The sequence below is a fragment of the Ensifer sp. 1H6 genome (genome assembly GCF_001976035.1).
GTDB lineage: Bacteria > Pseudomonadota > Alphaproteobacteria > Rhizobiales > Rhizobiaceae > Ensifer > Ensifer canadensis.
The window spans coordinates 99,237-120,575 of sequence record NZ_MOAI01000017.1; the positions used below are offsets into that span (position 1 = coordinate 99,237).

Here is a 21,339-nt window from a genome sequence, read left to right on the forward strand (position 1 = left end):
CGGAGACCGGGATGACGGCAACCGCGACGCCTCAACCGACAAGGCCCCGTTCCGTTCTCTTCATGTGCGGCATGAACGCAATCCGCTCGCCGATGGCCGAGGCACTCGCCAAGGCCGCCCTGCCGGCGGGAACCTATGTCACCTCCGCCGGCGTGCGCCACGGTGAGCGCGATCCCTTCGTCGATGTCGTGCTCGACGAGATCGGCCTGTCGATCGGGCGGCATCAGCCGCGCACCCTGGACGAGCTCGAGGACGACTATTTCGACCTCATCGTCACGCTGGCGCCCGAGGCCCATCACATGGCGCTGGAATTGACTCGCTCCATGGCCGTCGACGTGGTCTATTGGCCGACACCTGACCCGACGGTTGCCACCGGCACGCGCGAACAGATTGTCGATGCCTATCGCGCCGTTCGCGATCACCTTGCCACTCTGATTAATCGCCGTCTGGTAGTAGCGCCCGCGGGCGAAAAAGCTTAATACCAACCTGCGCTGATATTGACCTATTGCGTGCGACCGTATGCGGTCCTCCGGCAAGGAGCATATCTGAGAGCGATGCCTGGGCATCGGTCGAGGATTGCGACGCTGCCGGCGGCCGACAGACGGCCCACCCGAAGGGCCGGGCGCTTTTGGTCTCCGACAGCGTCGACAATCCTCACCGGACTGCTCGGGTCCGGTTGCGGTTTTCTCCTTGCCGGAAACCAAAATCGCTCCGGCGCAATCGATCAATATCAGCGCAGGTTGGTATAAGGCAGTACAAAAGCTGAAAAGCCGGCGCAAAGCGGTTCACAAATCCTCGTCGATTGTGTAGTTTCCGGCGAATTTTTCGGGATGCGTGTCGTATCCCCGAACAAACACAGAAAGAACAGTCCTACATGGCGAAAGAAGAAGTCCTCGAATTCCCGGGCGTGGTCACGGAATTGCTTCCCAATGCGACCTTCCGCGTGAAGCTCGAAAATGAACATGAAATTATTGCCCACACCGCAGGCCGCATGCGCAAGAACCGTATCCGCGTTCTGGCCGGCGACAAGGTGCTCGTCGAAATGACGCCCTATGACCTGACCAAGGGTCGCATCACCTACCGCTTCAAGTAAACCGCCCGACAGGTGGCTTCATCATATTTCTGGGGTGACGGCGCGTTCCGATGACAACGGCTCAAAAACTGATACTGGCGTCCGGTTCGCCGCGTCGCGTCGAGCTTTTGGCCCAGGCAGGTATCGAGCCTGCGCGCCTGATGCCGATGGATCTCGACGAAACGCCGAAGCGCTCCGAGCATCCGCGCTCGCTGGCGCGTCGTCTCTCGGCTGAAAAGGCCAAGGCGGCGCTGGCTGCGATCAAGGGTGAAGCCGGTTGGGATGGCAGCTATATTCTGGCGGCCGACACCGTCGTCTGCGTCGGTCGGCGCATCCTGCCGAAGCCGGAACTCGTCAGCGAAGCCTCGAGCGCCCTGCATCTTTTGTCGGGCCGCAGCCACCGCGTCTATACCGGTGTTTGCCTGATCACACCCGACAAGACGTTGCGCCAGAAGGTGGTCGACACCAAGGTCCGCTTCAAGCGCCTTTCCGGTTTTGACATCGAGAGCTATCTTGCCTCCGGCCAATGGCGCGGCAAGGCAGGCGCCTATGGCATCCAGGGCATTGCCGGCAGCTTTGTGGTCAAGCTCGTCGGCTCCTACAGCAACGTCGTCGGCCTGCCGCTCTACGAGACGGTCGGCCTGCTGGTCGGTGAAGGCTACGACGTTCACAATCGCTGGCTGGAAGGCTGAAGGCAGTGACTGACGAAGACAAGAAAAGCGGCTCGAACGTAGCACCTCTGCGCGCCCCGCGTCCTTGCCCCGAATGCGGCCGCCCATCGCACCGCGAGCACTATCCCTTCTGCTCGGACCGCTGCCGCAATGTCGACCTCAACCGCTGGCTCTCGGGCTCCTACGCCATTCCCGTCGCAGACGACGAGGCGAAAGCGGACGACGACGATCGCTGACCGCGATCTGCCTGAATATCCACGGTTTTTTGGCTTTTTCCACTAACTTTGAAATTCCTGCCAAAAAACTTTCATTTGGTGCTGGACACCGCCGAACAAGATGTTATAACCCCGCTCGCTTCCGGGGCACAGACAACGCCCCGAGGGCTCCGAGAGGAGCCGCTGCCCGCAACGGCAGGATGCCCGGATAGCTCAGTTGGTAGAGCAGCGGATTGAAAATCCGCGTGTCGGTGGTTCAAATCCGCCTCCGGGCACCATTCATAATTGCATGGTTTCCTTTGATTTTTAGCCTCTTGATTTAGTCGGTCGCTTGCCGCGTCTAGGCAGGTCTTTTCAGCGTTCTGGAAGTTTCCGTTCTTCCTTCTGCTCACTTCCTTTTTGAAGTCAGCAATGGTGCGTGTCGCAGATGGTAGCCACGTCGAACCTCGCCGCCTCCTCCAACCGAATGTGGCGGGTCTCTAGGGCACGGTCACACTGGCAGGAGCATATCGGGGCAGGGGTGGCTGCTTCCCCTTGCCGATGCAAAGCCGGAGCCGAAGAAGCCGTAATCTTAGCGCTGACGCCCTTACAAGGGCTAGGGCGCGGTCTGTGACTGCGCTCTGATGCAAGCTGCTTCCGATACCCTGCCGCCACCTTATTCAGCCAAGCGGCGATTTTTTCACCTGGCTCTGTCGCCGCCATCCCGCCATGCGGCTGGTATTCCGCATGGGCCCGAAGGGCGCCGCGCCACCTATCCACCCAACACCGCAGACAATGAGATTAACCAATTGTTAACCATGTCGGCGCAACCTGAAACACTGTTGGCAGATTGTGCACCGATCTGGTGGGATCGTGTCAGTCAGGCGTTTCGAGCTTGGAATATACCGGGCATGCCGCGCCCCAAAAGCAGACGAATTCGTTCATTCCTGAGGGAGTAGAGGCAAGGGTGTACGAAATGGCAGATCACATGATGAAGATGCTGATGAGCATCATGGCAGCGCTGTCGCTTGGCTCGCTGCTGTTTCTGATGGCCGTTCTCTAAAGCGCGTCGCGATTTCCAGGATCCGCTTGTCGCGCTTCAAGCTCTTGTTCTTTCGCATGTCATCGCGAAAGCGCTGCACATTTTTGCGCGACATTTCTGGTGACGGCGAAAAGCTCGGGCGTTTGCGCGCACCCGCGGTCCGGTCTGTCAGGGATAGAGGTAGAACTCGTCCCAGTTCTCGCGCGGCACGAGATCGCCGATCTTATATTCGAAGGACAGGATGCCCAGGTGCTCCGCGTCGGTGCGGCACTTGAATTTTAGCTTGTACCATTCCCCCTTGCTGCGGAAAACCGCGCCCGGCGCCTTCATCTTGTCTTCCTTCATGACCGGTTCGGCGAAGGTGTAGGCGATCACCTTGTCGGGCTTGAAGGTCGTCTTGTCGGCGTTGATGCGCTCCATCGCCTCGGTGTCGCAGCGCTGTTCCAGGCGGGTCTGCGGGTCAAGCTTTTCGAACTGGCGCACCAGGGACTGATCCATCGCCAGCGCCGGGGAAAATGTGGCGGCGAAGATGAGCGGGTACGCGACTATCTTCATGCTCGACGGACTCCTGATTCTGGAAAGGGCCGCGCCCGGCAAATCACTGCCGGAGTGCGCCTGCGGTTTCAGTTAAGCTTTGTGGCCATTCCAAGGCACGGATTACGTTTCCGAAACGTCGATCCATTCGGCGCCGGTCAATTCGACGATACGCTGCGGATTGATGTGAACGGCGGCATTGGTGGCGCCAGCGGCAGGAACGACGATGTCGTAGGCTTTCAGCGACAGGTCGCAATAGATGCTGTGGGGCTTGGCAAGGCCGAACGGGCAGACGCCGCCGACTGGATGACCGGTCTCCGCCTCGACCTCGTCGAAGCCGAGCATGCGGGCCTTGGTGCCGAAGCGGGCTTTGTATTTCTTGTTGTCGAGCCGCGCGTCACCGCGCGTGACGATGAGGATCACGTCGTCGCCGACGCGGAGCGCCAATGTCTTGGCGATCTGTGCCGGTTCGACGCCATGGCCCTCGGCGGCAAGTGCCACTGTTGCCGTGCTCTGCTCGAGTTCGATGACGTCGATGTCGGGGGCGTGCTGCGAGAAGAACTGTTTGACGGATGTAAGGCTCATGGTGGGTCTTCAGGCTCTGGAAATGGCTTCATGAAAAAAAGTCGAGCGGACGAACGCTTGGAGAGGCGTCGAGCGCCAAGGGTGCTGCCGCCGGCAGGAATGCCTCAATCGTCGTTGGAGGCGTCAAGGTCTTCCGGGCGTCTGCCTTCCTGCTGCGGCGGCAGGTAGCCATGGGTCGTGAACCAGTTTTCGAGGATCGCCGCGATCGCCTGCTCGCGTGTGAGCTTGCCGGGATGGTCGGCCATGAACGCCTTCAGCGCCGTTTCGATATTGTCGGAGTTCGGCTCGCTCATGGTGATTTCCTTCCGTTGGACTGGCACGGCCCGCCGGGTCGGCGAGCCATGCGGTATGGTCGCGTGGCGGTGGTTCGTCACGCCTGTTTGACGATGCGGATCAGCACCAGCAGGATCACTGCGCCGATCGTCGCGTGCAGGATCGCCGAAAGCACGCCCGATCCAAGGCTGATACCGATGGCGGGAAAGAGGAAGCCGGCGATGAAGGCGCCGATGATGCCCACGACCATGTTGCCGATCAGGCCGAAGCCGAACCCCTTGACGATCAAGCCGGCAAGCCAGCCGGCGATCGCTCCGACAATCAGGAATACGAGAATGCTTTCGATACCCATGAATGGTTCCCTTTCCGTTGGACCTAGAAGGGAAAGATAGACCAGGATTTCAAATCAGATAGGGGGCAATTTCATCGCGCGATGATTTTTTGCAGGAATGCGAAGCATTTGTGCGGGACAATCCGGCGCCGTCCGTCAAACAGGGCGCACAAAAGGCCGCGGTCACGCTCGCTTTATGATCCGCCTACGAGATCGGAGCCGATCCGCGAGACGATATCAATCGTGCGTGAAAATGCCGGGCAGCAATCGCTGCCCGGCATTTAGATTGTGGGATGGGGGAGTGGATCTCAGACGATGCCGCCGCCACCGCCGGCAACGGCCGGCCGCTCGCCGGCCACCTTGGCGCGATAGCCGCTCGCCCGATAGGTCGCAACCGGCGCAATCGCCCCGCCGCTTTCGAAGCGCGCCATCGCCAGGATCGGCTCGACGTCGGTGCGAAACGCGGTCTTCAGCGTTTCCGCCGCCATCAGTGCATCATTGTCCTGCTGGAAGCTGTCGAGCGCTGTGCGGTCGACGATGAGGGCCTGTGCATAGGCGCGGCAGACCTCCGTCGCGCTCGTCATCAGGCTTTCGATCGGATCGGTGACATTGTGGCTCTGGTCGAGCATATGGGCCGGATCGAAGCCTTTGGCACCCCGCGTCTCGGCATCGACGAGTTCATTGAAGACGAGGAACAGGCGATAGGGGTCGATCGAGCCGGTATCGAGGTCGTCGTCGCCATATTTCGAATCGTTGAAGTGGAAACCACCGAGTTTCCTGAACTGGATCAGCCGGGCGACGATCATCTCGATGTTGACGTTCGGCGCGTGGTGGCCAAGGTCGACCAGGCAGAAGGCCTTGGGTCCAAGTTCCTGGGCGATCAGGTAGTTGGTGCCCCAGTCCTGCACCACGGTCGAATAGAAGGCCGGCTCGAACATCTTGTGTTCGGTGAAGACGCGCCAGTCCTCGGGCAGTGCGGCATAGACCGCTTTCATCGCATCGAGATAACGCTCGAACGATCTGGTGAAGTTGCTCTGGCCGGGAAAGTTGGAGCCGTCTCCGACCCAGACCGTCAGTGCCTTCGAGCCGAGCTGTCGGCCGATGTCGATGCATTCGAGATTGTGCTCGACCGCTTGGGCGCGCGTGGCCGCGTCGCTGTGCGACAACGATCCGAACTTGTAGGAATGTGCCTGTCCGGGCGCATCCGAGAAGGTGTTCGAGTTCATCGCGTCGAAGCCGAGGCCGAGGGCGGCACCTTTCTGCTTCAGTTCCTGGAGATCGCTGACCTTGTCCCACGGGATGTGCAGCGAGACGTTGGGCGTTGCCCGTGTCAGCTGCTGGATGACGGCGCAATCCTCCAGCTTGTCGAAGATATTGCGCGGCTCGCCCTTGCCGGGGAAGCGGGCAAAGCGGGTGCCGCCGGTGCCGACCCCCCAGGAGGGGACTGCGACGCCATAGGCCGCAACCTTGCGCTTGATGGCGTCGACGTCGATGCCGCGGCGCGCCAGCCTTTCGCCAAGGCTTTCATAGTCCTGGCGAAGTGCCGCCTCGCGGCGCTCGTTCTCTGCGTCAAGGATGGTCTTGCCGATCATGGTGGTGCTCATCAAAATCTCCGGATCAGCGGGTGAACGACTGGGCATTGCCCGCGTCGACATTGACGATGTTGCCGGTCGATTTCGCCGACATGTCCGAGGCGAGGAAGTAGATCGCCTCGGCGATATCCTCCGGGAAGACGCTGAGCTTCAGCATCGAGCGTTCGCGGTAGTGCGCCTCGAGGTCGTCGACATCCATCTTGTAGGCGGCGGCGCGCTGCTCTTTCCACTCGCCGGTCCAGATTTTCGAGCCGCGCAGCACGGCGTCCGGGTTGACGACGTTGACGCGGATCTGGGCGGACGCGCCCTCGAGCGCCAGGCAACGGGCGAGGTGGATCTCGGCTGCCTTTGCGGTGCAGTAGGCCGATGCGCCGGGCGACGCGGCAAGACCATTTTTGGAAGCAACGAAGACGACGTTGCCGCCGGCCTTCTGGTTGCGGAAGACCCGGAAGGCCTCGCGCGAGACGAGGAAGTAGCCCGTCGCAAGGATGTCCATGTTCTTGTTCCAGAGCGCCAGCGTCGTATCCTCGACCGCGGCGGAGGAGGCAAGGCCGGCATTCGACACCAGGATGTCGAGACCGCCGAAGGCTAAAAGCGTATCGCCGAAGCCACCTTCTACCGCCGCCTCGCTGGTCACGTTCATGCTGAGCGAACGCACGAAATCCTTGCCGTGGCGGGCCGCAAGCTCGCTTTCGGCGCTAGCAAGCGCCGTTTCGTCGATATCGGCGATGACGACGCAGGCACCTTCCTGCATCAGCCGGTGTGCCGTTGCCTTGCCGATGCCGCCGGCGCCGCCAGTCACCAGCGCGATGCGTCCCGCAAGGCTTTTTGGCTTCGGCATGCGCTGAAGCTTGGCTTCCTCGAGCAGCCAGTATTCGATGTCGAAGGCTTCCTGTTCCGGCAGGCCGACATAGGTCGAGACGCCGGATGCGCCGCGCATGACATTGATGGCGTTGACGTAGAATTCGCCGGAGATGCGCGCCGTCGCCTTGTCCTTGGCAAAGGTGATCATGCCGACGCCGGGCACCAAGTAGACGACCGCGTTCGGATCGCGCATGGCGGGGCTGTCTGCATGTTTGCAGCGCTCGTAGTAGGCGGCGTAATCGGCGCGATAGGCAGCGATTGCGTCGGCAAGCCCGGCAAGGGTCTTTTCGATGTCTGCAGCGGCAGGATCGAAATCGACGACAAGCGGGCAGATCTTGGTTCTGAGGAAATGATCCGGGCAGCTGGTGCCGAGCGCTGCCAGCGGCTTGAGATCCTTGGCGGTCACGAAGTCGAGCACCGCCTGGCTGTCGTCGAAATGTCCGACCTTGCGCTCGTCGGCGCTGATCAGGCCGCGGATGACCGGCATCAACCGTTTGGCAATCGCCACCCGGTCGCTCGCATCGAGCGTCGGCTTGGCCACGCCGCCGAAGGCCGGCCTGGTGTTTTCCGTCTCGAACCAGCGATCGCCTTGTTGATGATTTCGACGGTGGTCTCGTAAGCTTCTCTGGCCGTGTCGCCCCAGGTGAAGAGGCCATGGCTTTCAAGCACGACGCCGCGGGCGGACGGATTCTCCAGGCAGAACTTTTCCAGCCAGAGGCCGAGTTCGTAGCCCGGGCGCTTCCAGGGCAGCCAGCCGATGTCGTTGCCGAAGATTTTTGCCGTCAATTCCCTGCTGTTTTTGGAGGCCGCTATCGCGATGATCGCATCGGGATGCATGTGATCGACGTGCTTTTTCGGAACATAGGCGTGCAGCGGCGTGTCGATCGAGGCGGCGCGCGGGTTGAGGTTGAACGTGCAATGCGGAAGATAGCCGACCATCTCGTCTTCGAAGGCGACGCCGCGATAGATGCCTTTCAGGGCATTCAGCTTGTCCATGCAAAGCGTGGCGAAGCCGTCCATCTTGATCGTGCCGACGTCGCCGCCAGAGCCCTTGACCCAGAGGACTTCGACCGTGCCGCCGCCGAGCGGGTCCTTCTCCATCACCTTGGCCGAGGTATTGCCGCCGCCGTAGTTGGTGATGCGCTTGTCGGAGCCGAGCAGGTTCGAACGATAGAGAAGACGTTCGGCCTCGCTCATGCCGGCCGCCTTCGTCTCATCCCATAGATTGGCAAGCCGCGCGCCCTGTTGCTTGTCGAGCATCTCGAAAATCCTCCCGGTCCGTTGCCACGCGGCTTGGCGGCCGCGTGGAGATGTGGTTGGCATCAGATCACATGGCCCGAGAGTCATTGTCAATCAAAAACGATCAAATTCGCGCATGTCGCACTGCACAATGAAAAAATATGATTGATTGTGATTGACAATGTTTGGTCGTGATGGAAGCATGCAAATTATCGGAGGAGCGAATGCACGAGAAAGAAAGACATCGGATCATTCTGTCGGCGGTTCAGGAAAAGCCCGTGGTCACGGTGCCGGAACTGGTCGATCTGACCGACAGTTCCGAGGCGACGATCCGGCGCGATATCGCGGCGCTCCACGTGCAGAAGCGGTTGCGGCGCGTGCGCGGCGGGGCGGAAGCGATCAATCCGCCGCAGTTCGTCGGGCTGGCCGGGCGACCCTTCAAGGTCAATGAAAGCCTGCATGCGCGGGAGAAGCAGGCGATCGCCAAGGAGGCGGTGGCGCTGTGCGAAGATGGCGAGCCGATCATCATCAATGGCGGCACGACGACCTTCCAGATGGTGCACTTTCTCACCAATCGCCGGATGCAGGTCTTCACCAACTCGTTTCCGATCGCCGAGCATCTGCTCAAGCACTCGAAAAACACGGTGATGCTGTCGGGCGGCACGATCTACCGCGAGCAGAACATCATCCTCAGTCCGTTCGACAATGACGTGACGCGCAATTTCTATGCGCGCCGCATGTTCATGGGCGCCCAGGGGCTTGGTCCGCTCGGTCTGATGGAGGCGGATCCGCTGCTGATCCAGGCCGAGCAGAAACTGATCGATCAGGCCGACGAGCTCGTCGTGCTCGTCGACTCGTCGAAATTTCACAAGCGCTCCAGCCTCATCCTGTGCGGATTGAAGCGGATCGCCACTGTGATCACGGATTCGGGCATCGAGGACAGGCATGCTGCGATGCTCGAAAATGCCGGCGTGCGATTGGTGATCGCCAACGCCAGGTCCGGCGCTGACGCGGAGAATGCATCCTCGACCGCTTGAGACGGCCGAGGGGAGGGGAAGGATCGGCACCGGTCGGAAAAGACCGGGCCGGTTGCGAATTCGAGAAGGTTAGTACCGGACGATGCGGTCATCCCGATCGCGTTCCGGTCCATGGGAGGAGTGGAAATGAAGATCCTGAAATCATTGATGGTCACGGCCGCCGTGTCGTTGGCGCTGATGGCCAATGCCGCACATGCGGAAAACAAGAAGATCGCCCTGGTCGTCAAGGCGCTCGGCATCGGCTTCTTCGAGGCTGCCAACAAGGGCGCGCAGGAAGCCGCAAAGGAACTGGGCGACGTCGAGGTGATCTACACCGGTCCAACGACGACGACCGCTGAAGGCCAGATCGAGGTGATCAACTCGCTGATCGCCCAGAAGGTCGATGCCATCGCTGTTTCCGCCAACGACACCGATGCTCTCGTTCCGGCGCTGAAGAAGGCGATGGATCGTGGCATCAAGGTGATCTCCTGGGATTCCGGGGTCGCCAAGGACGGCCGCCAGATGCACCTCAACCCGTCGTCAAATCCATTGATCGGCAACATGATCATCAAGCTCGCCGCCGACAACCTGCCGGATGGCGGCGATGTCGCCGTGCTCTCGGCTTCGGCGACAGCCACGAACCAGAACACCTGGATCGAGGAAATGAAGAAGGTTCAGGGCAACTACAAGGGCATCAATGTCGTCGCGACCGTCTACGGCGATGACCTTGCCGACAAGTCTTACCGCGAAACGCAAGGGCTCATTCAGTCCTATCCCAACCTGAAGGCGATCATCGCGCCGACCTCGGTCGGTATCGTTGCTGCGGCACAGGCCGTCACCGATGCCGGCAAGATCGGCCAGATCAATGTCACGGGCCTCGGCCTTCCCTCGGAGATGGCCGGTCACGTGAAGTCGGGCGCATCCAAGTCCTTCGCGATCTGGAACCCGATCGATCTCGGCTATTCCGCAACGATGATCGCCTATGATCTCGTCAACGGTGCCGAAGCCAAGCCCGGCGCGGAATTGAAGATGGGCCGCATGGGCGCTGTGAAGCTCGACGACAACAACGAAGGCGCCATGGCCGACCCGTTCGTCTACGACGCCTCGAACGTCGAAGAGTTCGCAAAGATCTTCTGATCGGCGAGGGGCGGTTACCTCTCACCCGGCCTGCCGGCCACCTTCTCCCCGTTTGACGGGGAGAAGGGAAACATGCGGCGATGCTCCGCTCCTAATGGGCGTCGGCGTAAGCGGCGACACGCCAACGGGTCCCCTCTCCCCGCGAGCGAGGAGAGGGTTAGGGTGAGGGGCAATTTTGCAGACGTGGCGCCTTGGATGTCAGGCCCACAAATCAGGCGGATGGAATGTGTTGCAGGATACGATCACATCGCGGATGAAGCCCGCCATTGCGCTTGAAGGCATCTCCAAGTCCTTTCCCGGCGTCAAGGCATTGTCCGACGTTTCGCTGTCGCTCTATCCGGGCTCCGTGACGGCACTCGTCGGTGAGAACGGTGCGGGCAAGTCGACCCTCGTCAAGATATTGACGGGCATCTATCAGCCTGATGGAGGCAGCATCCGCGTTGCGGATGCGGAAACCGCCTTCCCGACCGCGCTTTCTGCTGCAAGGGCAGGCGTAACCGCCATCCATCAGGAAACGGTTCTGTTCGACGAACTGTCCGTCGCTGAAAACATCTTCCTCGGCCATGCCCCGCGCAACCGTTTCGGCCTGATCGACTGGAATAAGCTCAATGCGGATGCACGTGCGCTCTTGCATCGCGCCGGCGCTGATTTCGATCCGACGATCCGGCTGCGCGATCTCGGCATTGCCAAGAAACATCTGGTGGCGATCGCCCGGGCTCTGTCGGTCGATGCCCGCGTCGTGATCATGGACGAACCGACGGCGGCGCTGTCGCACAAGGAAATTCACGAACTCTACGCGCTCGTCGAACGGCTGAAGGCCGACGGCAAGGCGATCCTCTTCATTAGCCACAAATTCGATGAGATCTTCCGCATCGCCGATCGCTACACCGTGTTTCGCGACGGAACGATGGTCGGCGAGGGGCTGATCGCCGATGTCAGTCAGGACGATCTCGTGCGCATGATGGTCGGCCGCGCCGTCGGCTCCGTCTATCCGAAGAAGGACGTAGCCATCGGCGACCCCGTTCTGACAGTCTCCGGCTACCGTCACCCGACCGAGTTCGAGGACATTAACTTTGAACTGAGACGTGGCGAAATTCTTGGCTTCTATGGGCTGATCGGCGCGGGCCGCTCCGAATTCATGCAGTCGCTGATCGGCATCACCCGCCCGTCGGCAGGTGCCATCAGGCTGGATGGCGAAATCCTGGTGATCCGCAATCCGTCCGAGGCGATCAGGAGCGGTATCGTCTATGTGCCAGAGGAGCGTGGGCGTCAGGGCGCGATCATCGGCTTGCCGATCTTCCAGAACGTGACGCTGCCGTCGCTGTCGCGCACCTCGCGCTCCGGCTTCCTCAAACTTGCCAACGAGTTCGCGCTTGCGCGGGAATATACGTCTAGGCTCGATCTGCGGGCCGCCTCCCTCGATCAGGACGTCGGCACGCTTTCGGGCGGCAACCAGCAGAAGGTGGTCATCGCCAAATGGCTGGCGACCAAGCCGAAGGTGATCATTCTTGATGAACCGACCAAGGGCATCGACATCGGCTCCAAGGCCGCGGTGCACGCCTTCATGAGTGAGCTTGCCGCACAGGGCCTCAGCGTCATCATGGTCTCATCGGAAATCCCCGAAATCATGGGCATGTCGGATCGCGTCATCGTCATGCGCGAGGGCCGCATTGTCGGCCGCTTCGAGCGGGAAGAATTGACGGCGGAAAAGCTGGTGCGTGCCGCCGCCGGCATTGCGGAGGCCGCATGATGGCCAAGCTCCTGAAAAACCGTGAACTGCTGCTTGTCGGCGCGATCCTGGTGCTGGTCGTCCTGATCGCCTGGCGCTTCCCGCCCTTCATTGCGCCGACCAATCTGGCACGCGTCTACAACGACACCTCGATCCTCATCATCCTGGCGCTCGGCCAGATGGCCGTGATCCTGACGCGCTGCATCGATCTGTCCATGGCGGCAAACCTGGCGCTTTCCGGCATGGTCGCGGCAATGCTGAACGCCGCGTTCCCCGGCCTGCCGATCCCCGTCATCCTCCTGTCGGCCATAGCGCTCGGCGCGGTGCTCGGGATGATCAATGGGGCGCTGGTCTGGAAACTCGACATCCCGCCGATCGTTGTCACTCTCGGCACGCTGACGATCTATCGCGGCCTGATCTTCCTCTTGACCAACGGCAAGTGGATCAATGCCCACCAGATGAGCGATGCCTTCAAGAGCTTTCCGCGCACTGATCTTGCCGGCATTCCCGTGCTGTCCTGGCTCTCGGTCGTCACGGTCGCGGCGATCTTCCTGGTGATAAGCCGCACGCCGCTCGGGCGGGCCTTCTTCGCCGTCGGCGGCAATCCGCATGCGGCTGTCTATACCGGCATCGACGTCGGCCGGACGCGCTTCTTTGCCTATTGCCTCTCGGGGACGCTTGCCGGGCTGTCCGGCTATCTCTGGGTGTCGCGCTATGCCGTTGCCTATGTCGATATTGCCGCCGGCTTCGAACTCGACATCATCGCCGCCTGCGTCATCGGCGGCATCTCGATCGCCGGTGGCATCGGTTCGGTGCCGGGAGCGGTGCTCGGCGCGCTGTTCCTCGGTGTGATCAAGAACGCTCTGCCGGTCATCAACATCTCGCCCTTTGCCCAGATGGCGATTTCCGGCATGGTCATCATAACGGCCGTTGCCGTCAATGCGCGTGCCGAACGGCGCAAGGGACGCGTCATCCTCAAAAAGGCGGAGGCTGTCTGATGGCAGAAACGCATCTCTCCCCCCGCAACATTCCCGATCGCCTCGAAGGGCGCGGCGCGCGCCTGCTGAAGAGTTGGGAAAGCCTGCTGTTCGTCGTCGCCTGCCTCATCTTCATCGGCAATTCGCTGGCCTCACCCTATTTCCTCGACCCGTGGAACCTGTCCGACGCCACCTTCAACTTCACCGAAAAGGCGATGATCGCCTTCGCCATGGCGCTGGTGATCATTTCAGGCGAGATCGATCTCTCGGTCGCCTCGATCATCGCGCTCGCCTCGACGGCGATGGGTTATGCCGTCCAGCTCGGCTTCGACACGCCGGCGCTGGTGGTTGTCGGACTTTCGGTCGGGCTCGCCTGCGGCGTCGTCAACGGCCTGCTGATCACCGGTCTCGGCCTGCCGTCGATTGTCGTCACTATCGGTACGATGAGCCTGTTTCGTGGCCTCTCCTTCATCATCCTTGGCGATCAGGCCTTCACCGGCTATCCCGGAAGCTTCTCCTGGTTCGGGCAGGGCTATGTCTGGTGGGTGTTCTCGTTCGAGTTCACGCTCTTTGTCGTCCTGGCCGTGATCTATGGCGTCGTGCTGCACAAGACCAATTTCGGCCGCGCCGTCTACGCGATCGGCAACAACCAGACGGCCGCGCTGTTCTCCGGTATCCGCGTCGGCCGCGTGAAGTTCACGCTGTTTCTGCTCACCGGCCTGATGGCGGGGCTTGCCTCGATCTGCCTGACCTCGCGCCTCGGCTCCACCCGACCGTCGATCGCGCTTGGTTGGGAGCTGGAAGTCGTGACCATGGTGGTGCTTGGCGGCGTCAGCATTCTCGGTGGCTCCGGTACCATACCGGGGGTCGTGCTTGCGGCCCTGATCATGGGCATGGTCACCTTCGGCTTCGGGCTCCTGAACGTGCCGGGCATCGTCATGTCGATCTTCATCGGTTTGCTGTTGATCTCGGTGATCGCCCTGCCCATCCTGTGGCGACGCGCCCGCCGCCGTCTTGCCCACTGAGGTTTCCATGGAAAAATACGCCTTCCGTATGCGGCTCAATCCGGGAATGGCCGCCGAATATACCGCACGTCACGATGCCATCTGGCCGGAGCTGGTGACCCTGTTGAAGGAGGCCGGTATTTCGGACTACTCCATCCATCTCGACGAGGAGAACGATCTGCTCTTCGGCGTCCTCTGGCGAGCGGACGACCACGGCATGGCCGATCTGCCCTCCCATCCGGTGATGCGGAAGTGGTGGGCTCATATGGCCGACATCATGGAAACCCGCGAGGATAACGATCCGGTCGCCGTACCGCTCAAAACCGTTTTTCACATGAGCTGACCCGATGCGGATCGTGGGCGTCATTGACATCGGCAAGACCAATGCCAAGGTCGCAGCGGTTGATCTCGATCGCTTCGAAGAGGTTGCCGTGCGCAAGACCGCAAACCGTGTCGTCGCGGGCGAGCCCTATCCGCATTTCGATGTCGAGCGTCTCTGGGCCTTCGTGCTCGATAGCCTGACGGCGCTCCAGGCCGAGCATCCCTTGCAAGCGATCTCGATCACCACCCACGGCGCAACCGCGGTTGTCCTCGACGAGGCCGGCGACCTTGCCTTGCCGGTGCTGGACTATGAATTCGGCGGGCCGGATACCCTGTCGGAAGCCTATGAGGCCGTTCGTCCGCCTTTTGCCGAAACCGGCTCCGCGCGCCTGCCTATGGGCCTGAATGTCGGCGCGCAGCTGTTCTGGCAGCAGCAGACCTTTCCCGACGCCTTCGCCAGGATCGCAACGATCCTGACCTATGCGCAATACTGGACCTTCCGGCTGACCGGCGTGCGCGTCAACGAACTGACCTCGCTCGGTTGCCACACCGACCTCTGGAACCCGACGGAAGGCGCCTTCTCGACGCTGGTGGAAGGCCAGGGCTGGCGGCACCTGTTTGCGCCCGTCCGCAAGGCAGACGATATCGTCGGCAAGCTGCTGCCCGAGCTTTGCCTCGCCACCGGCATTCCCGCGGGTACGCCTATCTACTGCGGCATCCACGATTCCAACGCGTCGTTGCTGCCGCATCTGCTGACCCGAACGACGCCGTTTTCCGTGGTGTCGACCGGCACCTGGGTCGTGATGCTGGCGGTTGGCGCCGCCAAAGTGACGCTCGATGAACATCGCGACACACTGATCAACGTCAACGCTCTCGGCGACCCGGTTCCCTCGGCGCGTTTCATGGGCGGTCGTGCCTTCTCGCTGCTGCTCGGCGACGGCACGACGCCCACCGCGTTTGAAGACGAGGAGGCCGTCATTGCGGCAGGGCACATGCTGTTGCCTTCGCTTCCCGAAGGCTCCGGACCTTTCCCATCCGCCAAGGCGCGCTGGACGGTGGACGAGGAGAAGCTGACGCCGGCCGGCAGGGTCGCCGCCGTTTCTTTCCATCTGGCATTGATGACGGCGACATGCCTCGATCTCATCGGGGCGCGAGGGGATATCGTGGTCGAGGGACCGTTCGCTGCAAACGCCGCCTATTTGCGCATGCTTCAGGCGGCAACGGGGCGCCCGGTCCTTGCCGACAGCCACAACGTGACCGGCACCAGCCTCGGGGCTGCAAGTCTTGTCGACGGCCGCCACGTGCGGACCGGCGTGCAGGCCTTCGCCGGCCCCGTGCCTGAGAGCTTTGTGCACTATGCAGAAAACTGGCGGTCGCTAACGAAAAGCCATGTGCAACAGGCCAATGGCAACCAGTAACGGTGAAATATAGGAGAGTAACGGTGCCGCATGAAGTGCGCGGTTGACGACGATGGCGTTCGTTTTTTCGCTTAGAAAACCGAGCTGCGGTTCGTCGAGCGGTTATGCTCGAGATTGAGCACGATGGATACGGCCATCATTGTCAGGATTGCTGTGAGAGCGGCGCCAATTCCAAGAACAATCATTGTTCGTTTCCCGTCAGCGCATCGTCATGATGTCGCTTTGCTTGCTGCAAAGGTTTCTTCCGCGCGATCTGCGCCCACTTCACGTTCGCTTCGATACGCGAGCGCAAGTAGAAGTACAATTCTAAACTCTTGTGAGTGAAAACCTGTTGAAATTCGGGGTCAATAGTGCGGCATTGCTGCGCCGCAAAAACAGCGCCAGGAAACACCCGGCGAATTTTAGTGATTCCGGTTACAGGCCATCGACCGTTAACCTTCAAGCAAGGAATTAACCATAAACATTGTCCCACACGTCGGAATGGGAAAATTCACAGTCTCCTCAAGGCATGATGCCGCCCCGCCGTACCGGTTCCGGTCCGGTATCGATTCTTCACCGAATTTACTTGCGGGATGGACGATAGCAGACGCCCAAGCGGCGGGGGCTGATCTCATTGATGTGGCGTGCACGTCCGGTGGACCGTGGACCGTCCGGATACTCCCCAGGCAAATTCCAAGCATGCAAAGCCGGGGATTTAGCGTTGAGGCAGGAAGCATCGTCAGAACAGGCAAGGAAGGGCCAGGCAGGCAGTCTGCTGGAGCGCTTGCGCTTTGCCGGGCTCGACGACGAGAGTTGTTCCCGCGTCCGCGACACCAGGCAGAAACTTTCCCCTCGCATCGACGCAGCCCTTCGCGATCTCTTCCAGCGCCTGCAGAGCTATCCCGACGCAGCCCGCCATTTCGACAACGACCGGCAGCTCGATCGCCTGCAGGACATCCAGTCTTCGCACTGGAACGTGCTGACCGATGCCCGCTTTGACGGCCTCTATGCCGAGCGCGTCAAGGTGCTTGCCGACACATCGAACCGCATGGGCCTCGATCCGCGCTGGCAGATGGCAAGCCACGCCGTCGTGCTGGAACACTTGTTGGTCGGCCTCATCGAAGAGGCCTGGCCGAAGTCCTTCCTGCCGATGGGCAGGGGACGTCGCAAGGAACTGTGCGATCTGGTTGCGGCACTAGTCCGTACCGTTTTCGTCGACACCGAGATCGGCGTCTCGCTCCGCTTCAACGCCCTTCGCCAGCAGCATCAGCGCCAGCTCGCCGACCAGCACAGTGCCGACGAGCAGGCGGTAACGACCCTATTCGGCGACTTCGCCAAAGGCTTGAACGACGGCGACCTGGGCGTGCGCCTGTCCGAGAGCGCGCCGGATGCCTACCAGCCGATCGTCGCCAGCTTGAACGCGGCACTCGACACGATCCAGCAGAGCCTGCAGTCCGCCGATCAGCGCGGTCAGGCGGCGGAGACTTTCATTGGCCGTCTGCGCGACGGAGCGGCCGGTTTTTCCGACAAGGCGGCGGCTGAAGCCGATGCCCTCTCGGGTCAGCTCGCAGCGCTTGCCGACATGACCGAACGCATGGCGACGGGCTCGAGCCGCATCAGCGCCACCGAGATCAAAGCCACCGAGACAAGGGTTGCTGTCGAGCGCAGCGGCGAGATTGCCGGCCAGGCAATCTCCGCCATGGCCGACATCGAAGCGTCGGCCGAAAAGATCGGCCAGATCATCGGCGTCATCGACGAGATCGCCTTCCAGACCAACCTGTTGGCGCTGAATGCCGGCATCGAGGCTGCAAGGGCAGGCGACAGCGGCCGCGGCTTTGCCGTCGTCGCCCAGGAAGTGCGCGCGCTGGCGCAGCGCTCCGGCGAAGCGGCACGTGAAATCAAGCAGCTGGTGACGGGCACCAAGGCGCAGGTCGAGACCGGCGTCGAGATCGTCGGTCGCACTCAGGATGCGATCAGCAGCATCGTCCAGCAGGTCACATCGATCAATGCCGCCGTCTCCGGTATCGCCCGTGAGGCGGAACAACAGGTCGGCGATCTCAAGGGCGTTGCCTCTGACATCGGTGCGATTTCGCAGGCCGTGCAGGCAAGTGCCGCGATGGCGGGCGAGACGGTCCGGTCTTCCGACGACCTGCACAATGTCATCGTCGAGCTCGGCGAGACGATCCGCAGGTTCCGCGTTGAACGCCGCCACGCGGCCTCACCAACACCGGCCGCCAGCCAGGGACGCGGCCTCGTGGCTCCTGCGGCGATGGCCGACGATGAAATGGCGGCGCCATTGTTCGACGACGGTCCGCAACGTCAGTTCGCCGGTTGGCAACGCTGATCTCAAGGGCACTCAAGAGTTAGCAGTCGAGGAAAACAGGAATGGCCAGCAAAAAGACCGCTCAGAAGACGCTCAGCCTCGCTCCGGTGTTGGACCTGAACGAAGCGACAGCGCTGCATGAGAAGCTTTTGGGCCTGAAGGGCAGCGATCTCACGATCGACGCCTCGGCGGTCGAGCGGGTTGGAACGCTCTGCGTCCAGGTGCTGATGGCCGGCGCCAAGACTTGGGAAGAGGATCATTTGTCTTTCACCTTCAGCAAGGTGTCGGACGCTTTCGAGAAAACGACACAGCTCATCGGGGTCGATATCGATCACCTGATGGCAAAGGAGATTTGAAGAATGAAAAAGCGAGTTCTGACAGTCGACGACTCCCGGACGATCCGAAACATGCTTCTGGTCACGCTGAACAATGCCGGTTTCGAAACGATCCAGGCAGAGGACGGCGTCGAGGGCCTCGAGGTTCTCGAAGAAGCCAATCCGGATGTCATCGTCACCGACATCAACATGCCGCGTCTCGACGGCTTCGGCTTCATTGAAGGCGTGCGCAAGAACGACCGTTACCGCGCTATCCCGATCCTGGTCCTGACCACGGAAAGCGACGCCGAAAAGAAGAACCGCGCCCGTCAGGCCGGAGCTACCGGCTGGATCGTCAAGCCGTTCGACCCGACCAAACTGATTGATGCAATCGAGCGCGTAACGGCCTGAAGTCCGAGGATAGCCTCCAATGGATATGAACGAAATCAAAGAGATCTTCTTCCAGGAATGCGAGGAACAACTCGCCGAACTGGAATCGGGTCTGCTGAAGCTCAATGACGGCGACCGCGATCCGGAAACGGTCAATGCGGTGTTTCGCGCGGTGCACTCGATCAAGGGTGGCGCCGGCGCTTTCGGGCTCGACGACCTCGTCTCCTTCGCCCACGTGTTCGAGACGACACTTGATTGCGTTCGTTCCAACAGGCTCGACCCCGGTCCTGAGGTTCTGAAGGTGATGCTGAAGTCGGCCGACGTGCTCGCCGACCTGACGAACGCTGCCCGCGATGGCGGTAGCGTCGACGAGGCGCGCAGCCGCCAGTTGATCAAGGAACTCGAGGCGCTTGCCAACGGCGAGGTACCGCAGGCGTCGGCCGCTGCCGAGCCGGTCACCAAGGCCGCCCCGGTTGTAACGGCACCCGTCGCCAACGACGAAGGCTTCCAGCCCGTCGCGTTCTCCTTCGACGATTTCGAGGCAGACGAGCCGGCGCTGATGGAGATGCCGACCTACGAGATCGTCTTCAAGCCGAGATCCGATCTCTACGCCAAGGGCAACGAGGCAACGCTGCTTCTGCGCGACCTTTCCCGCCTTGGCGAGATGAGCATCCATTGCGACATGGACGCGCTTCCGGCGCTCGATCGCCTAAATCCGGAATCCGCCTACTTCTCCTGGAAGATCTCGTTGAAGACGGACAAGGGCGAGGACGCGATCCGCACCGTGTTCGAATTCGCCGAGTGGGATTGCGACCTCGAGATTTTGCTGGTCTCCGATGACACAGCCGCTCCGAGCGAAGAGCTGCCGATGCAGCCGGTGCCGTTCGACCTCTCGATCCTCGACGACGAGCCGGCTGTTTCGGTCGGCGTGATCGAGGAAGAAGAGCAGCTGGCAGCCCGGCAGGCGATCCGCGATGCGGCCGTCTCTGCCGCCGGCACGGCCAGCAACGTGCTGCAGATGGCCCAGTCGACCGCCCGTGCGCCTGTTGAAAAGTCGGCCGGTGCCGCCGCCAGTGCCGCGGCGCAATCCGCAGCCGCGCAGCAGGCAGCCGCATCCGCCGCGACACCGACCATCCGCGTCGATCTCGATCGCGTCGACCGCCTGATCAACCTCGTCGGCGAACTGGTGATCAACCAGGCGATGCTGTCGCAGAGCGTGGTCGAAAACGACGCCAACGGCACCTCGTCGATCAACATGGGCCTCGAGGAGCTGCAGCAGCTCACCCGCGAGATCCAGGACTCGGTGATGGCGATCCGCGCGCAGCCGGTAAAGCCGGTGTTCCAGCGCATGTCGCGCATCGTTCGCGAAATCGCCGACATGACCGGCAAGTCTGTCCGTCTCATCACCGAAGGCGAAAACACCGAAGTCGACAAGACGGTCATCGACAAGCTGGCCGAACCGCTGACGCACATGATCCGCAACGCCGTCGATCACGGCCTCGAAACGCCGGAGAAGCGTCTCGCCGCCGGCAAGAGCGCCGAAGGCACCGTGCGCCTGACGGCCAAGCACCGGTCGGGCCGCATCGTCATCGAGCTTGCCGACGACGGCGCCGGCATCAACCGCGAGAAGGTGCGCCAGAAGGCGATCGACAACGATCTGATCGCCGCCGATGCCAATCTCTCCGACGAGGAGATCGACAACCTGATCTTCCACGCCGGCTTCTCCACCGCCGACAAGATCTCCGACATCTCCGGCCGCGGCGTCGGCATGGACGTGGTCAAGCGCTCGATCCAGGCGCTCGGCGGCCGCATCAACATCTCCTCGAAGCCCGGCCACGGCTCGGTCTTCACCATGAGCCTGCCGCTGACGCTCGCCGTGCTTGACGGCATGGTGGTCACGGTCGCCAACCAGACGCTGGTGGTGCCGCTGACGGCGATCGTCGAGACCTTGCAGCCGGAAGCCGCCGCAATCCATTCGTTCGGCTCCAACCAGCGGCTGATATCGATCCGCAACTCCTTCTGCCCGCTGGTCGACGTCGGTCGCATCCTCAACTTCCGCGCCAGCCAGGCAAACCCGGTCGAAGGCGTCGCACTTCTGGTGGAATCCGAAGGTGGCGGCCAGCGCGCACTGATGGTCGACGCCATCCAGGGCCAGCGCCAGGTCGTCATCAAGAGCCTTGAGGCCAACTACACCCACGTGCCGGGCATCGCTGCGGCGACCATTCTTGGCGACGGTCGGGTGGCGCTCATCCTCGATGTCGACACGATCGTGGCCGCCTCGCGTGGCCATTCGCTGAAGGCTGAAATGTCTCTCGCTGCTGCTGGATGAATGCG

Annotated in this window: 20 protein-coding genes, 1 tRNA gene and 1 pseudogene; 16 read left to right on the forward strand and 6 right to left on the reverse strand. The window is 61.6% G+C overall.

Annotation, left to right across the window (positions count from 1 at the left end; all coding sequences use genetic code 11):
- Window positions 1-11 precede the first annotated feature (11 nt).
- The 5 genes from BKP54_RS20335 (at window position 12) to BKP54_RS20355 (ending at window position 2,236) form a co-directional block, all read left to right on the forward strand.
- On the forward strand, window positions 12-479 hold the full coding sequence (locus BKP54_RS20335) for a low molecular weight phosphatase family protein (protein WP_025425877.1): 468 nt from the start codon (window positions 12-14) through the stop codon (window positions 477-479).
- 395 nt (window positions 480-874) lie between these two features.
- On the forward strand, window positions 875-1,093 hold the full coding sequence (gene infA / locus BKP54_RS20340) for a translation initiation factor IF-1 (protein ID WP_004435948.1): 219 nt from the start codon (window positions 875-877) through the stop codon (window positions 1,091-1,093).
- A 50-nt stretch (window positions 1,094-1,143) separates the two neighbouring features.
- The gene (locus tag BKP54_RS20345) at window positions 1,144-1,764 is read left to right on the forward strand and encodes a Maf-like protein (protein ID WP_025425878.1); all 621 of its coding nucleotides are present in this window, start codon (window positions 1,144-1,146) and stop codon (window positions 1,762-1,764) included.
- A gap of 5 nt (window positions 1,765-1,769) precedes the next feature.
- A complete protein-coding gene (yacG, locus tag BKP54_RS20350) occupies window positions 1,770-1,979 on the forward strand; it encodes a DNA gyrase inhibitor YacG (protein ID WP_025425879.1) in 210 nt (69 codons plus the stop codon).
- 181 nt (window positions 1,980-2,160) lie between these two features.
- Window positions 2,161-2,236 (forward strand) — tRNA-Phe (locus BKP54_RS20355).
- 911 nt (window positions 2,237-3,147) lie between these two features.
- Here BKP54_RS20355 and BKP54_RS20360 read toward each other — a convergent pair.
- The 6 genes and pseudogenes from BKP54_RS20360 to BKP54_RS20385 form a co-directional block, all read right to left on the reverse strand.
- Complete coding sequence (locus tag BKP54_RS20360) at window positions 3,148-3,534, reverse strand: DUF930 domain-containing protein (RefSeq protein WP_025425881.1); 387 nt, start codon at window positions 3,532-3,534, stop codon at window positions 3,148-3,150.
- 102 nt (window positions 3,535-3,636) lie between these two features.
- Window positions 3,637-4,098, reverse strand: coding sequence for a YbaK/EbsC family protein (locus BKP54_RS20365; RefSeq protein WP_025425882.1), 462 nt, complete (start codon window positions 4,096-4,098; stop codon window positions 3,637-3,639).
- A gap of 104 nt (window positions 4,099-4,202) precedes the next feature.
- A complete protein-coding gene (locus tag BKP54_RS20370) occupies window positions 4,203-4,391 on the reverse strand; it encodes a hypothetical protein (RefSeq protein WP_025425883.1) in 189 nt (62 codons plus the stop codon).
- Between the two features lie 77 nt (window positions 4,392-4,468).
- Window positions 4,469-4,723 carry a GlsB/YeaQ/YmgE family stress response membrane protein gene (locus BKP54_RS20375; RefSeq protein WP_025425884.1) on the reverse strand — a complete coding sequence of 85 codons (255 nt, stop codon included), beginning with the start codon at window positions 4,721-4,723 and terminating at the stop codon, window positions 4,469-4,471.
- Between the two features lie 287 nt (window positions 4,724-5,010).
- Entirely contained in the window at window positions 5,011-6,306 is a 1,296-nt protein-coding gene (gene rhaI, locus BKP54_RS20380) for an L-rhamnose catabolism isomerase (protein ID WP_084814755.1), read from the reverse strand.
- A gap of 13 nt (window positions 6,307-6,319) precedes the next feature.
- Window positions 6,320-8,418 (reverse strand): annotated as a pseudogene (locus BKP54_RS20385) (bifunctional rhamnulose-1-phosphate aldolase/short-chain dehydrogenase).
- A 203-nt stretch (window positions 8,419-8,621) separates the two neighbouring features.
- Between BKP54_RS20385 and BKP54_RS20390 the strand changes: the two are divergent.
- The 11 genes from BKP54_RS20390 to BKP54_RS20440 all read left to right on the forward strand — a co-directional run bounded on the left by BKP54_RS20390 (window position 8,622) and on the right by BKP54_RS20440 (window position 21,334).
- Complete coding sequence (locus BKP54_RS20390; protein WP_025425887.1) at window positions 8,622-9,434, forward strand: DeoR/GlpR family DNA-binding transcription regulator; 813 nt, start codon at window positions 8,622-8,624, stop codon at window positions 9,432-9,434.
- Window positions 9,435-9,560: 126 nt separating this feature from the next.
- Window positions 9,561-10,550 carry a rhamnose ABC transporter substrate-binding protein gene (gene rhaS / locus BKP54_RS20395; RefSeq protein WP_025425888.1) on the forward strand — a complete coding sequence of 330 codons (990 nt, stop codon included), beginning with the start codon at window positions 9,561-9,563 and terminating at the stop codon, window positions 10,548-10,550.
- 253 nt (window positions 10,551-10,803) lie between these two features.
- Window positions 10,804-12,300: a sugar ABC transporter ATP-binding protein gene (locus BKP54_RS20400; RefSeq protein ID WP_025425889.1), complete on the forward strand. Its 1,497-nt coding sequence runs from the start codon at window positions 10,804-10,806 to the stop codon at window positions 12,298-12,300.
- Window positions 12,297-13,277 (forward strand): ABC transporter permease, encoded by a 981-nt coding sequence (locus BKP54_RS20405; protein ID WP_025425890.1) that lies wholly within the window; start codon window positions 12,297-12,299, stop codon window positions 13,275-13,277. The genes BKP54_RS20400 and BKP54_RS20405 overlap by 4 nt, the downstream gene beginning before the upstream one ends.
- Window positions 13,277-14,281 (forward strand): ABC transporter permease, encoded by a 1,005-nt coding sequence (locus tag BKP54_RS20410; protein WP_025425891.1) that lies wholly within the window; start codon window positions 13,277-13,279, stop codon window positions 14,279-14,281. Before BKP54_RS20405 ends, BKP54_RS20410 begins: the two co-directional genes overlap by 1 nt.
- Before the next feature lie 7 nt (window positions 14,282-14,288).
- Window positions 14,289-14,603 carry an L-rhamnose mutarotase gene (gene rhaM, locus BKP54_RS20415; RefSeq protein WP_025425892.1) on the forward strand — a complete coding sequence of 105 codons (315 nt, stop codon included), beginning with the start codon at window positions 14,289-14,291 and terminating at the stop codon, window positions 14,601-14,603.
- 4 nt (window positions 14,604-14,607) lie between these two features.
- Window positions 14,608-15,999 carry an FGGY-family carbohydrate kinase gene (locus BKP54_RS20420; RefSeq protein WP_057204233.1) on the forward strand — a complete coding sequence of 464 codons (1,392 nt, stop codon included), beginning with the start codon at window positions 14,608-14,610 and terminating at the stop codon, window positions 15,997-15,999.
- Between the two features lie 700 nt (window positions 16,000-16,699).
- The gene (locus tag BKP54_RS20425; RefSeq protein WP_025425895.1) at window positions 16,700-18,322 is read left to right on the forward strand and encodes a globin-coupled sensor protein; all 1,623 of its coding nucleotides are present in this window, start codon (window positions 16,700-16,702) and stop codon (window positions 18,320-18,322) included.
- 41 nt (window positions 18,323-18,363) lie between these two features.
- Window positions 18,364-18,657 carry an STAS domain-containing protein gene (locus BKP54_RS20430; protein ID WP_025425896.1) on the forward strand — a complete coding sequence of 98 codons (294 nt, stop codon included), beginning with the start codon at window positions 18,364-18,366 and terminating at the stop codon, window positions 18,655-18,657.
- A gap of 3 nt (window positions 18,658-18,660) precedes the next feature.
- Window positions 18,661-19,026: a response regulator gene (locus BKP54_RS20435; RefSeq protein ID WP_025425897.1), complete on the forward strand. Its 366-nt coding sequence runs from the start codon at window positions 18,661-18,663 to the stop codon at window positions 19,024-19,026.
- A gap of 19 nt (window positions 19,027-19,045) precedes the next feature.
- Window positions 19,046-21,334 carry a chemotaxis protein CheA gene (locus BKP54_RS20440; protein WP_025425898.1) on the forward strand — a complete coding sequence of 763 codons (2,289 nt, stop codon included), beginning with the start codon at window positions 19,046-19,048 and terminating at the stop codon, window positions 21,332-21,334.
- Window positions 21,335-21,339: the final 5 nt, after the last annotated feature.

What these genes read in the sequence shown, in the direction of transcription:
- BKP54_RS20435 (WP_025425897.1), top strand. Translation starts at nt 18,661, where the DNA reads ATGAAAAAGCGAGTTCTGACAGTCGACGACTCCCGGACGATCCGAAAC.
- BKP54_RS20430 (WP_025425896.1), top strand. Translation starts at nt 18,364, where the DNA reads ATGGCCAGCAAAAAGACCGCTCAGAAGACGCTCAGCCTCGCTCCGGTG.
- BKP54_RS20405 (WP_025425890.1), top strand. Translation starts at nt 12,297, where the DNA reads ATGATGGCCAAGCTCCTGAAAAACCGTGAACTGCTGCTTGTCGGCGCG.
- BKP54_RS20440 (WP_025425898.1), top strand. Translation starts at nt 19,046, where the DNA reads ATGGATATGAACGAAATCAAAGAGATCTTCTTCCAGGAATGCGAGGAA.
- BKP54_RS20390 (WP_025425887.1), top strand. Translation starts at nt 8,622, where the DNA reads ATGCACGAGAAAGAAAGACATCGGATCATTCTGTCGGCGGTTCAGGAA.
- BKP54_RS20420 (WP_057204233.1), top strand. Translation starts at nt 14,608, where the DNA reads ATGCGGATCGTGGGCGTCATTGACATCGGCAAGACCAATGCCAAGGTC.
- rhaM (WP_025425892.1), top strand. Translation starts at nt 14,289, where the DNA reads ATGGAAAAATACGCCTTCCGTATGCGGCTCAATCCGGGAATGGCCGCC.
- BKP54_RS20360 (WP_025425881.1), bottom strand. Translation starts at nt 3,534, where the DNA reads ATGAAGATAGTCGCGTACCCGCTCATCTTCGCCGCCACATTTTCCCCG.
- BKP54_RS20365 (WP_025425882.1), bottom strand. Translation starts at nt 4,098, where the DNA reads ATGAGCCTTACATCCGTCAAACAGTTCTTCTCGCAGCACGCCCCCGAC.
- BKP54_RS20370 (WP_025425883.1), bottom strand. Translation starts at nt 4,391, where the DNA reads ATGAGCGAGCCGAACTCCGACAATATCGAAACGGCGCTGAAGGCGTTC.
- rhaI (WP_084814755.1), bottom strand. Translation starts at nt 6,306, where the DNA reads ATGAGCACCACCATGATCGGCAAGACCATCCTTGACGCAGAGAACGAG.
- BKP54_RS20335 (WP_025425877.1), top strand. Translation starts at nt 12, where the DNA reads ATGACGGCAACCGCGACGCCTCAACCGACAAGGCCCCGTTCCGTTCTC.
- BKP54_RS20410 (WP_025425891.1), top strand. Translation starts at nt 13,277, where the DNA reads ATGGCAGAAACGCATCTCTCCCCCCGCAACATTCCCGATCGCCTCGAA.
- infA (WP_004435948.1), top strand. Translation starts at nt 875, where the DNA reads ATGGCGAAAGAAGAAGTCCTCGAATTCCCGGGCGTGGTCACGGAATTG.
- BKP54_RS20375 (WP_025425884.1), bottom strand. Translation starts at nt 4,723, where the DNA reads ATGGGTATCGAAAGCATTCTCGTATTCCTGATTGTCGGAGCGATCGCC.
- BKP54_RS20345 (WP_025425878.1), top strand. Translation starts at nt 1,144, where the DNA reads ATGACAACGGCTCAAAAACTGATACTGGCGTCCGGTTCGCCGCGTCGC.
- rhaS (WP_025425888.1), top strand. Translation starts at nt 9,561, where the DNA reads ATGAAGATCCTGAAATCATTGATGGTCACGGCCGCCGTGTCGTTGGCG.
- BKP54_RS20400 (WP_025425889.1), top strand. Translation starts at nt 10,804, where the DNA reads ATGAAGCCCGCCATTGCGCTTGAAGGCATCTCCAAGTCCTTTCCCGGC.